Annotated in this window: 13 protein-coding genes; 2 read left to right on the top strand and 11 right to left on the bottom strand. The window is 40.2% G+C overall.

Features of this window, described 5'->3' with window-relative positions:
* Window positions 1-5 precede the first annotated feature (5 nt).
* The 7 genes from M9H69_RS05905 to M9H69_RS05935 form a co-directional block, all read right to left on the bottom strand.
* Window positions 6-542 carry a F0F1 ATP synthase subunit delta gene (locus M9H69_RS05905; RefSeq protein WP_033584142.1) on the bottom strand — a complete coding sequence of 179 codons (537 nt, stop codon included), beginning with the start codon at window positions 540-542 and terminating at the stop codon, window positions 6-8.
* Entirely contained in the window at window positions 542-1,036 is a 495-nt protein-coding gene (gene atpF / locus M9H69_RS05910) for a F0F1 ATP synthase subunit B (protein WP_033584140.1), read from the bottom strand. The genes M9H69_RS05905 and atpF overlap by 1 nt, the downstream gene beginning before the upstream one ends.
* Window positions 1,037-1,054: 18 nt before the next feature.
* On the bottom strand, window positions 1,055-1,771 hold the full coding sequence (atpB, locus tag M9H69_RS05915; RefSeq protein ID WP_000392938.1) for a F0F1 ATP synthase subunit A: 717 nt from the start codon (window positions 1,769-1,771) through the stop codon (window positions 1,055-1,057).
* Between the two features lie 32 nt (window positions 1,772-1,803).
* Window positions 1,804-2,004: a F0F1 ATP synthase subunit C gene (locus M9H69_RS05920; RefSeq protein WP_001054551.1), complete on the bottom strand. Its 201-nt coding sequence runs from the start codon at window positions 2,002-2,004 to the stop codon at window positions 1,804-1,806.
* A gap of 231 nt (window positions 2,005-2,235) precedes the next feature.
* On the bottom strand, window positions 2,236-2,547 hold the full coding sequence (locus M9H69_RS05925; RefSeq protein ID WP_080566831.1) for a CHY zinc finger protein: 312 nt from the start codon (window positions 2,545-2,547) through the stop codon (window positions 2,236-2,238).
* 14 nt (window positions 2,548-2,561) lie between these two features.
* Entirely contained in the window at window positions 2,562-3,848 is a 1,287-nt protein-coding gene (locus M9H69_RS05930; protein ID WP_000169124.1) for a peptidase U32 family protein, read from the bottom strand.
* Between the two features lie 135 nt (window positions 3,849-3,983).
* Window positions 3,984-4,682 carry a GntR family transcriptional regulator gene (locus M9H69_RS05935; protein ID WP_250315060.1) on the bottom strand — a complete coding sequence of 233 codons (699 nt, stop codon included), beginning with the start codon at window positions 4,680-4,682 and terminating at the stop codon, window positions 3,984-3,986.
* A gap of 140 nt (window positions 4,683-4,822) precedes the next feature.
* Here M9H69_RS05935 and guaA point away from each other — a divergent pair, with 140 nt between their 5' ends.
* Entirely contained in the window at window positions 4,823-6,385 is a 1,563-nt protein-coding gene (gene guaA, locus M9H69_RS05940) for a glutamine-hydrolyzing GMP synthase (protein ID WP_250315061.1), read from the top strand.
* 81 nt (window positions 6,386-6,466) lie between these two features.
* Here guaA and ffh read toward each other — a convergent pair whose 3' ends face one another.
* The 4 genes from ffh to M9H69_RS05960 all read right to left on the bottom strand — a co-directional run bounded on the left by ffh (window position 6,467) and on the right by M9H69_RS05960 (window position 11,056).
* Entirely contained in the window at window positions 6,467-8,038 is a 1,572-nt protein-coding gene (ffh, locus tag M9H69_RS05945; protein WP_250315062.1) for a signal recognition particle protein, read from the bottom strand.
* Between the two features lie 11 nt (window positions 8,039-8,049).
* Complete coding sequence (locus tag M9H69_RS05950) at window positions 8,050-8,382, bottom strand: putative DNA-binding protein (protein WP_000402068.1); 333 nt, start codon at window positions 8,380-8,382, stop codon at window positions 8,050-8,052.
* Between the two features lie 140 nt (window positions 8,383-8,522).
* On the bottom strand, window positions 8,523-9,719 hold the full coding sequence (gene tuf, locus M9H69_RS05955; RefSeq protein WP_009730078.1) for an elongation factor Tu: 1,197 nt from the start codon (window positions 9,717-9,719) through the stop codon (window positions 8,523-8,525).
* A 227-nt stretch (window positions 9,720-9,946) separates the two neighbouring features.
* A complete protein-coding gene (locus M9H69_RS05960) occupies window positions 9,947-11,056 on the bottom strand; it encodes an AI-2E family transporter (RefSeq protein WP_250315063.1) in 1,110 nt (369 codons plus the stop codon).
* A gap of 103 nt (window positions 11,057-11,159) precedes the next feature.
* Between M9H69_RS05960 and pbp3 the strand changes: the two genes are divergently transcribed.
* Entirely contained in the window at window positions 11,160-12,395 is a 1,236-nt protein-coding gene (gene pbp3, locus M9H69_RS05965; protein ID WP_250315064.1) for a D-alanyl-D-alanine carboxypeptidase PBP3, read from the top strand.
* Window positions 12,396-12,422 lie beyond the last annotated feature (27 nt).

Consider the following 12,422-nt stretch of genomic DNA (forward strand, 5'->3'; position numbering starts at 1 on the left):
ACTTTCTATTTCAAATTTTCTTTAACAACTCGAAGTTGTTGTTTAATACTCACATCAATTGTCTTGTGATTAGCAAAAATGACAAAACCACCAATGAGTCCTTCATCAATTTGTTCTTTGACGCTCCGCACTTTCAGAGACATTTTTTTCTCTATCAATGGGAGCAGACGTTCCTTCTGTTCATCTGTTAAAGGATGGGCTGAAGAAATAGTTACTACAAAACGATTGGTCTCTTTTTCAAGGCGATTCAAACAATCTGCAATTACTTCATAAAAAAGATTTGCTCTGTGATTGTAAACCAGAACTTGAATAAAGTTTTGCATTAAAGGTGACACAGAGTCTTGAAAGAAACCAACTGTTTTTTCCTTATCAGACTCATCAACTGCCACCTGAGCTAAAAAAGAAGGTAAGCCCGTTTCTTCTGCGACTTGCTTGATTTGATCCAAGTCTGAAAAAATCCGGTCCTCTTCTCCTTTTTCAATCACTAATTGGACAAAAGGCATGCTGTATTTTTCAATTACCTTTGCTGTCTTCTTGTCCATTAGGCTTCTCCTAGCTGATCGATATACTGATCAATGAGTTCCTTATGGGCATGACTGTCAAGGTTTTGTGAGATGATTTTCCCAGCTAGACTAACTGTCAAATCTGCCACCTCGCCCTTAACACTTTGTAAAGCATCAGCTTTATTTTGAGCAATTTCTTGGTTGGCTTTTTCTTTTAAGCGCCCTGCTTCAAGTTTAGCTTCGGCTAAAATATCGGCTTTACTTTTCTCAGCAGTTCCCTTTGCATTCTCGATAATCGTTTTAGCTTCGGTACGGCTACCTGCTAACTCAGCTTCACGTTTGTTAGCTAGTTCCTCAGCCTTTTTACGGGCTTCCTCGGCACCATCAATATCTGAAGAAATCTTTTCAGCACGTTCATCCAAGATGCTGGAAATATTTCCCCAAGCATATTTTTTCACTAAAAAGATCAATAAAAGGAAGGAACCAGCGATAAGAATAAAGTCACCGATAATGGTACTAATAGTTAAATCCATCTTCTAATCCTCCTCTACTTACTCTTCCCCTTCATTTATTTTTTTACCAATGTACATAGATGACAACATGGTAAATACATAAGCCTGAATACATGAAATGAAAATTGAAAAGGCTGTCCATAACATGTTTGCGATAAAGGCAAAAGGATACCAATACAAAGCATTTTGTGACAAGGCTAATAGCAATCCAGCTAAGACCTCACCGGCAAAAATATTTCCGTAGATCCGAATCGCCAAGGAAGCAAAATTGGTGAACTCTTCTAAAATGTTCATCGGAGTCATAAAGCCAGGTGTAACAAATGCTCTCAAATATTCTTTAACGCCTCTACGACGAACTCCTTCTACATGGGCGATCAAAGTGATCAAGAATGATAGGGATAAATCGTATCCAAGGTTGGCTGTTGGGGAAGTCCACAAGTTATAACCGTTTGTTGTTTGTACTTTTGCCATTAAGCCGATATTATTGGCAACCAAGATAAACAGAAATAGAGAAAACAGAAATAAGGAATAATCCTTGATGTATGATTCTCCAATGTTTGGTTTGGTAAAACCAATCACAAAGTCGTAAATCATCTCAAGAGCATTTTGTTTGCCCTTTGGACGGATGGTCATTTTACGACTTGCCCAGTAGACAAAGGCAAAAACCATCAAAACAGTTACAAGAGACATGGCAAGCAGGGTCAAATCAAAGGATATTGGTCCAATATTAACGGTTGGATTCAAACTTTCTTCCATGGTTTGACACCTCCATTTCTAAATAGAGTTGTCTATTTAATGACAAATGACATCGCCAAGGTTACAAAGAATGTTCCTTCGATAAAGGCAATCCCCATGATCATCAAACTACGCAATTGTGGGATGATGTCTGGTTGGCGTGCTGCAGACTTGAACAAACCGTTCATCAAAAATCCTTCTGCAAGAGATACACCCATACAGGCAAGACATAGACCGAAAAATGTTAAATTCATGATGAATTCTCCTTTTATTTAAAATTTACTTACTTAGTTTAGTCCTAAAATTTGTTTTTGTCAACTTTTTACTTACGTTGGAAGCGTTTCAGATGATTTATTTTTATTTTTGCTATTTTTATACCACTGTATAGATAAGTTTCTCATTTTATGATGAAATGTGTTTCCACTTTCTCTATATTTTCCGAAATAAATTGAAAAATCCAAGTTTAGAACTTGGATAGATTCATTTTATTTGAAATAGTAGGAATAGTGTTGTTTACACCCTGGATTAAATGGAGATTTGCAATAAGGGCAGGCTATTTGTTTTTGATATTCTTGAAATGTTATTGTCCTCATACAAGCCCCACATAAAATCGGTCGATCCTCCGCAAGCGTCAAGGGGTAAGGTGAAAACAAATGCGTTTCTATAGCATTGTGGCACTGATAGCAAGCATAGTATTTTTTACACTCATAGCACTGGAGGGAAATAATATCCTTTTCACCATGATAGTGAACACATCTGCTTTCATTATCTACCAACAATCCTTGCACTTGAATCATTCACTTTTCCTTATCTAGGCACGAACTGTGACACTTGTCCCGTCTTCCTTATAGAGATTGATAAGACCTTCTTTGAGAGCTCGAACCATATCCCCAGCTTGCACAGGTTGAGGAACCTTAATGGTCAAGAGTTCCATTGGATTTGGAGCACGGTCGATTTTATTGCCTTTAGAATCGTGAAGATTTTCGATATAGGTTTCAAAATGACGGAAACCTGGTCCATAAAACTCAACTTGATCTCCTTCATTGATAACATTCCGTTGACGAATGGTTGCTGTCTGGGTTGCATCATCATAAGAAACCACCTCAGCGACAAACTTGTATTCAGGGATTTTACGACGTGCACCAAACAACTGTTCATTTTCTGTAGGTGTGCTATAGTAGAAACCTGTTGCCAATTCACGCTGGGCAACTTTCCACATCTCATCTACCAGGTCTTGTTTAATAGCTTCAAATTTTTCTGGGCTTTCAAGGTAAGCATCCACAGCCGCCTTGTAACAGTTGGTTACAGTGGAAACATAGTGGATAGATTTCATGCGGCCTTCAATCTTGAGACTATCTACACCGTTTTCGATCATATCTGGAATATGGTCAATCATGGACATGTCAACGGCTGACATCGAAAATTCTTCTGGAATTTCACCTTTAAGACTCTTGCGTTCTTGACCAAAAGGCATGTCGTAAAGGTCGTATTTCCAACGGCAAGACTGCGAACAACCACCACGGTTGGCATCACGCATACTCATGTGGTTTGATAGCGTACAGCGACCTGAGTAGGAAATACACATGGCTCCGTGAACAAAGGCTTCAATTTCTACATCAGTGCGTTTGCGAATCTCTGCCAATTCTTCCATTGAAACCTCACGCGCCAAAACGACACGAGTCAAGCCCAGTTCTTTCCAAAATTCAAGCGTTTCATAGTTCGTCGCACTGGCTTGGGTAGAGAGGTGGATTTCAAGACCTGGTGCTTCTGTTGCTGCAATCATAATCAAGGCCGGATCTGACACGATAACTGCCGCAATCCCAATGTCACGCAACTTACGGAACCACTCACCAGCCCCAGCTTCATTTCCTTCGTGCATAACCATGTTGGCAGCTACATAGACCTTGGCACCATACTTGGCAGCGAACTGCACGCCTTCTTCCATCTGTTCAAAGGTGAAGTTTCCTGCACGGCTACGAAGACCATAAGCTTGTCCACCTATAAAAACAGCATCAGCTCCATACCGAACAGCCACTTTTAGCTTCTCTAAAGTCCCTGCAGGCGATAAAACCTCAGGACGTTTTAATGTTTTTGTCATTTTTTCTCCTATTTGCAATATAAAAGTTTGACGTTTTTCCTTCTCATTTTATAGTAAATAAAGGATAAAATCAAGCCTAGACAGATTGTTTTGACAATTCTAATCTTTTCTAAAAGAAAAACTAGTCTTAGAAGACTAGTTATTTTCAAGATAAAATTCAAAGCGTTCACCAACATATTGACTCTTGACATATTCGAAAGCTGTCCCATCATCCAGATAGGAAACCTGAGTCAAGGCTAAAATCGCATGTCCCTCTTCGATTTCTAGGTAACGAGCAATTTTTTCCTTCGCTAATCTCGCATAAATGGTCTGTTGGGATTTGCCAATCCGGTAACCATGTTCCTGCAAGGTTTGAAAAAAGTGACTAGTCACTTCTTCTTTTTTGAAGTTCTTAATAAATTTCTCAGGAATGGATGCGACTTCATAGACTAGTGGAACTTGGTCAGCATAACGCACCCGTTCCATGCGGATAATATTCTCTGTTGGAGTAATCCCCAGCTTTGCGATCTCTTGCTCATTTGGAATAGTTCTTCTGTAAGAAATGAGTTGGCTGGAAGGTACTTTCCCCTGAGATTTGACAATCTCCGTAAAACTGGTTGTTCCTCGCATTTTTTCTTGGACACGAGTGCTAGAGACAAAGGTTCCACTTCCTACACGACGCTCCAAAACTCCTTCCTCGACCAAGAGAGAGATAGCTTGGCGTAATGTCATCCGGCTAACTTGAAACTGTTCCGCTAAATCTCGCTCACTTGGAAGTCTCTCTCCGATTTTCCAATGATGCTCATCTATATCCTTCTTGATCTGATCGTGGATTTTCATATAAGCTGGTAACATGATTCTCACTTCTTTTCTTTATTTTCTCCATTGTACCGTATTTGCTAAGAAAAAGTCAAACTTTGCCTTGTTTAGTTGGTAATTCGCCCCTATTTGTGATAGAATATTGAAAAAGATATTTCTTTTGAGAAAGGAAAATGATGAGCAAGATTTCAACTGATTTGCAAGATGTCGAAAAAATCATCGTACTGGACTATGGTAGCCAATACAACCAGCTAATTTCACGCCGTATCCGTGAAATTGGTGTTTTTTCAGAGCTAAAAAGCCATAAGATTTCAGCAGCAGAGGTTCGTGCGATTAACCCGGTAGGGATCATTCTCTCAGGTGGACCAAACTCTGTATACGAAGATGGTTCATTTGATATTGACCCAGAAATTTTTGAACTTGGCATTCCAATTTTGGGAATCTGCTATGGTATGCAACTTTTAACTCATAAACTTGGAGGAAAAGTTGTTCCTGCAGGTGATGCTGGTAACCGCGAGTATGGCCAATCACCACTTACTCATACCACTTCTGCCCTCTTTGAAGGGACTCCTGAAGAACAGATTGTTTTGATGAGTCATGGCGATGCTGTTACAGAGATTCCAGCTGATTTTGTTCGTACTGGCACTTCTGCTGACTGTCCTTATGCAGCTATTGAAAACCCAGAAAAGCACATTTACGGTATCCAATTCCACCCAGAAGTGCGCCATTCTGTGTACGGAAATGATATCCTTCGCAACTTTGCCCTTAACATCTGTAAGGCTAAAGGCGACTGGTCAATGGACAACTTCATCGACATGCAGATCAAGAAAATCCGTGAAACTGTAGGTGACAAGCGTGTTCTTCTAGGTCTATCAGGTGGTGTTGACTCTTCTGTTGTTGGGGTTCTTCTTCAAAAAGCAATCGGTGATCAATTAATCTGTATCTTTGTAGATCATGGTCTTCTCCGTAAGGGAGAGGCTAACCAAGTTATGGACATGCTTGGTGGTAAGTTTGGTTTGAATATTGTCAAAGCCGATGCTTCAAAACGCTTCCTTGATAAACTTGCTGGCGTTTCTGATCCTGAGCAAAAACGGAAGATTATCGGTAACGAGTTTGTTTATGTCTTTGATGACGAAGCAAGTAAGCTAAAAGATGTGAAATTCCTTGCTCAAGGAACGCTTTACACTGACGTGATTGAGTCTGGTACAGATACAGCCCAAACCATCAAGTCACACCACAACGTTGGTGGTCTACCAGAAGACATGCAGTTTGAATTGATTGAACCATTGAACACTCTTTATAAAGACGAAGTTCGTGCCCTTGGTACAGAGCTTGGTATGCCAGACCACATCGTATGGCGCCAACCATTCCCAGGACCAGGTCTTGCTATCCGTGTGATGGGTGAAATCACTGAAGAAAAACTAGAAACTGTTCGTGAGTCTGATGCTATCCTTCGCGAAGAAATCGCTAAAGCGGGTCTTGACCGCGATATCTGGCAATACTTCACTGTCAACACAGGCGTTCGTTCAGTCGGTGTTATGGGTGATGGTCGTACTTATGACTACACGATTGCCATTCGTGCTATCACTTCTATCGATGGTATGACAGCTGACTTTGCCAAGATTCCTTGGGAAGTCCTTCAAAAGATTTCTGTACGTATCGTCAACGAAGTGGACCACGTTAACCGCATCGTCTACGATATTACAAGTAAACCACCTGCAACCGTTGAGTGGGAATAGGCCAATCGCACTTAAAAAGAACTCTGAATCAGATTCAGAGCTCTTTTTTATATGCAGGGAAAGCATTTCTGCTTTCCTTTTTTATTTGCGTTTCTTCTTCGCTTTTTTCATTTTGTTAGCCATGCGTTTCATAGACTGTTTCATAGCAAATTCACCAATTTTACCTTTGAGTCCTCCACCAAACATCTGGCTCATATCTGGCATTCCAGCTCCTCCAAGAGCTGACATATCCGGCATACCACCTTGACCCATCATTCCTTCAAGGGCAGACATATCCATCCCGCCCATATTTGGCATATTTTTAGGGAGGTTATTTGGATTGATTCCCATCTGCTTCATCATCTTGTTCATATCCCCAGACATGACACCTTGCATAAGCTGTTTGGCCTGGTTAAAGTCTTTGATGAATTTATTGACTTCGACAAAGGTATTTCCAGAACCTGCAGCGATACGACGGCGACGACTTGGATTTAACAAATCAGGGTTTTCACGCTCCTCAGGTGTCATCGAAGATACGATGGCACGTTTGCGCGCAATCTGACGCTCATCCACCTTCATATTTTGAAGGGCAGGGTTGTTAGCCATACCTGGAATCATCTTGAGCAAGTCTTCCATTGGTCCCATGTTTTGCACCTGATCCAATTGATCAATGAAATCATTGAAATCAAAGGTGTTTTCACGCATCTTTTCAGCCATTTCAAGGGCTTTCTGCTCATCGTATTCCTGAGAAGCTTTCTCAATCAATGTCAGCATATCCCCCATGCCAAGGATACGGCTTGACATACGGTCTGGGTGGAAGGTTTCGATATCTGTAATCTTTTCACCCGTACCAGTGAACTTGATAGGTTTACCAGTGATGTGGCGAACAGACAAAGCCGCACCACCACGAGTATCCCCATCAATCTTGGTAAGGATAACACCAGTCACTTCTAACTGAGCATTAAACTCACGGGCAACATTAGCCGCTTCCTGACCAATCATGGCGTCCACTACGAGTAGAATTTCGTTTGGTTGGGCCAATGCTTTTACGTCACGAAGCTCATTCATTAGGAGCTCATCAATCTGTAAACGACCTGCCGTATCGATCAAGACATAGTCGTTATGATTGGCTTGTGCTTGCTCCAAACCTTGACGAACAATCTCAACAGCTGGTACTTCTGTTCCAAGAGCGAAAACAGGAACATCAATCTGCTGTCCAAGTGTTTTCAGCTGATCGATGGCTGCTGGACGATAAATATCTGCCGCAATCATCAAAGGACGAGCATTTTCTTCCTTCTTGAGTTTATTAGCCAGCTTACCAGCAAATGTCGTTTTACCAGCCCCTTGCAAACCGACCATCATAATAATCGTAGGAATCTTAGGTGACTTGATAATTTCAGCCGTATCAGATCCTAAAATGGCTGTCAATTCCTCATCAACTATTTTGATAATCTGTTGTGCTGGATTAAGGGTATCAATGACCTCGTGCCCTACTGCACGCTCACGAACCTTCTTGATAAAATCCTTTACAACAGGCAAAGCAACGTCGGCTTCCAGCAAGGCCAAACGAATCTCTTTGGTTGCTTCTTGGACATCAGCCTCAGAAATTTTTCCCTTTTTACGTAGATTTTTAAAGACGTTCTGCAAACGTTCTGTTAAACTTTCAAATGCCATTTTTCTTCCTCTTATTCTCTATTATCAATGCTTGTTAAGACTTCTATCTGCTCCTGCAGAAAGTCATCCTTAGGATAACGCTCCAAGATCTGGTCAAAAATCTGACTGCGGACAATGTAGTCCGAATACATGTGCAATTTCATCTCATAATCTTCTAGAATCTTTTCCGTCCGCTTGATATTATCATAAACAGCTTGACGACTGACACCGAACTCTTCAGCAATCTCAGCAAGACTGTAGTCATCAGCATAGTAGAGTTCAATATAGTTCATCTGCTTGTCTGTCAAAAGCGCAGCATAAAATTCAAAAAGCGCATTCATACGATTGGTTTTTTCGATTTCCATAACCTTTATTATACCAAAAAAACGATTATACTGCTAGAGTAGAAGCACTTCAAATAGAACAAGAAGAAAAAAGAACCTTGCAAGGCAAGATTCTTTTAGTGTCTGACTTAAATAATTGTTCTTCTGGGAACTTAATCGAATTAAGCTTCGATTTCTGTAACCATACCTGAACCAACAGTACGTCCACCCTCACGGATAGAGAATGTAGTACCTTGTTCTACGGCGATTGGGTGGATCAACTCAACGTCGATAGTCACGTTATCACCAGGCATTACCATTTCAGTACCTGCTGGAAGTTCGATTGAACCTGTAACGTCAGTAGTACGGAAGTAGAATTGTGGACGGTAGTTGTTGAAGAATGGAGTGTGACGTCCACCTTCTTCTTTAGTAAGGATGTAGACTTCACCTTTGAATTTAGTGTGTGGGTTGATTGAACCTGGTTTAGCGATAACTTGTCCACGTTCGATTTCATCACGTTGAATACCACGAAGAAGGACACCTACGTTATCTCCGGCAAGACCTTCATCAAGTTGTTTACGGAACATTTCAACACCAGTAACAACTGCTTTTTGAGTTTCGTCTTTGATACCAACGATTTCGATTTCGTCGTTGACACGAACAGTACCACGGTCGATACGTCCTGAAGCAACAGTACCACGTCCAGTGATTGAGAATACGTCTTCGACTGGGAGAAGCAATGGTTTATCTGTATCACGTTCTGGTTCTGGGATGTACTCATCAACAGTATCCATCAATTCCATGATGATATCTTCGTATTTAGTATCACCTTCAAGTGCTTTAAGAGCTGAACCTTGGATAACTGGAAGATCGTCACCTGGGAAGTCGTATTCTGACAAGAGGTCACGGATTTCCATTTCAACCAATTCAAGCAATTCTTCGTCGTCTACCAAGTCAATTTTGTTCATGAAGACGATAAGGTGTTTAACACCAACTTGACGTGAAAGAAGGATGTGTTCACGAGTTTGTGGCATTGGTCCGTCAGTTGAAGCTACTACAAGGATAGCTCCGTCCATTTGAGCGGCACCAGTGATCATGTTTTTAACGTAGTCCGCGTGTCCTGGAGCGTCGATGTGAGCATAGTGACGTTTTGCAGTTTCATACTCAACGTGCGCAGTGTTGATAGTGATACCGCGTTCGCGTTCTTCTGGAGCAGCATCGATAGACGCATAGTCTTTAGGTTGGTTAACTGCTGAAGGCAAGCGACGTGCCAAAACAGTTGTGATAGCTGCAGTCAAAGTAGTTTTACCGTGGTCAACGTGTCCGATAGTACCAATGTTAACGTGTGGTTTACTACGATCGTATTTTTCTTTTGCCATTTGAGTAAAAGCCTCCAATAAAATATATTTTATAGATAGACAGTAGGCAATACAGTCTAACTTTCCTTACTATTTTATCAAATTTCTGCTAAATTGCAAGTGTTTTACCCATATTTTATGAATTAATCTGAATCTTACAAAGTGCTGTTCTTCTGCTTCTTTATACAATTCAAGCTTATTTCATTCTAGCGGTATTATGCTCACAAAAAAATCAGGTTCCCCTGATTCTAAATAGATTCTGATTTTTCCAGTTCTTTAGCTTCCTTATGATTTTCATATAATTTCGCCAAGAACTTAGTGATTTCTTTGAGAATAGAATAGGTTGGCACTGCTACAATCATCCCTATGACGCCGTAGATATTACTTGACAGTAAGAGGAGTACCAAAATCGTAATCGGGTGTACTTTCATAACCCCTCCAACGATACGTGGATAGAGAACATTTCCATCAATCTGTTGAATAATAAGCATATAAGCAACCGCAATCAACATACGATGAGGATCCGTGAACACATTGGCAATCACCATTGGAATCAAGCCGATACTTGGACCGACATAAGGAATCAAATTTGCGATTCCAGAGAAAATAGCAAAAACAAGGGCGTACTTTAATCCGATAACGCTATAGCCGATATAGGCTAAACATCCGATAATAACGGCATCAATTGCAATTCCACTGATGTAGCGCGCTATGGTTGCATTGAGATTAGTTAAGAGGCTAGAGAGATTTAATTTATCATGTTTTAAAACAGTTCGTTCCAACATAGGTAGCAACTTATGACCATCCAACAAGAAATAAACCAAAAATACAGGGGTCATAATGAGAATCAGAACCGTGCTAAACAAGGCTGAAAGAACGCTTCCTAAACTGTTGCTGACGCTGTTAAGAATATTCTGTAGGATATCCACATAGGAGAGATTAAGTTGTTGAATGGTTTGTTGAATATCAATATTTTGGAAGACTGGATTCATGGACAAATCAATGATCAAATCTTGTAGTCTACTATAGATGTTTTGACTAGAAATAATCAAGCTTGTCAACTGATTAATCAAAATCGGTAAGAGATAAACAACACCTACAACGATGGCACCAATTAAAGCACAGAGAGTGACCAAGACACCAATTAGACGATTAATCTTACATCTCTTTTCTAAAAAGGTAACGATTGGATTGGTAATGTAGTAAAAAAATCCACCAAGCAAAAATGGAATCATAATGGTATTAACAACCGTCACAAAGGGAGTAATGATGGCCCCCATTTCTCTCCAAAGATAGAAAATTAGTGTTAATAATAAAATTTCAGCTGTCCAAAAAAATAATTTGTTTCTACGGAACATAGGTATCCTCCTCTATTTATTTTATCATATTTCTTCAAAAGATAAGATGGCTTTAGTATAAAAGTGAGAATATTTTTTTTCTTTATGATAAAATAAAGCTAATATGAAAAAAATAATTCTATCTTTTATAACACTTTTTGTTTTTGGAACAGTTTCTACTGTTTCTGCTCAGGAGTTTGATGTTGCTGCTAAACATGCCATTGCTGTCGAGGCTACGACTGGAAAAATCCTCTACGAAAAAGATGCAAAGCAGCCTGTAGAAATTGCTTCTATTACGAAACTAGTTACAGTTTATTTGGTCTATGAAGCCTTGGAACAAGGGACTATCAGTCTGTCAACACCTGTTGATATTTCGGACTATCCTTACAAACTTACAACTAATTCTGAGGCCAGTAACGTCCCTATGGAAGCTCGAAATTATACTGTTGAACAACTATTAGAGGCTACAATGGTATCCAGTGCAAACAGCGCTGCGATTGCGCTAGCAGAAAAGATTGCTGGTTCTGAGAAAGACTTTGTAGACAAGATGAGGGCTAAACTTCTTGAATGGGGAATCCAAGATGCAACTATTGTAAACACAACTGGTTTAAATAATGAGACCCTTGGCGATAATATCTATCCAGGTTCTAAAAAAGACGATGAAAACAAGTTGAGTGCATACGACGTTGCAATCGTCGCTCGTAATCTCATCCGAGATTATCCTCAAGTTTTGGAAATCACTAAAAAGCCAACTTCTACTTTTGCTGGACTTGAAATTCACTCAACCAACTATATGTTGGAAGGAATGCCAGCCTATCGTGGTGGTGTCGACGGTTTGAAAACAGGTACTACCGACAAAGCCGGTGCCTCTTTCGTTGGAACAACCGTTGAAAAAGGAATGCGTATCATTACGGTTGTTTTAAATGCGGACCAACAAGATAGCAACCCTTATGCACGTTTTACTGTAACTTCTTCACTTTTAGATTATGTTTCTGCGAACTTTGCTTTAAAAACTGTCGTTCAGAAAGGCGAAACCTACAAAGATAGTAAAGTGACAGTCCTTGACGGGAAAGAAGATAAGGTAGCCGCAATTGCTAAGTCAGATATTGCAATCGTCCAACGAGTTGGAAGTGAAACAACATCAGCTCTTCAATTCACACCAAAATCAGAAATAGCTCCACTGGAAGAAGGCAAGGTTGTCGGTACTCTAACCTATGACGATCAGGATTTGGTCGGTCAAGGTTATCTCACTTCTGAAAAACCTTCTTTTGAAATGGTCGCTGAAAAGAAAGTAGAAAAAGCCTTCTTTTTAAAGGTTTGGTGGAATCGTTTTATCCGCTTTATCAATGAGAAGCTATAAAAAAATCGCGAAGAATCGCGATTTTTT

It is taken from the genome of Streptococcus oralis, assembly GCF_023611505.1.
GTDB classification, from domain to species: Bacteria; Bacillota; Bacilli; order Lactobacillales; family Streptococcaceae; genus Streptococcus; species Streptococcus oralis_CT.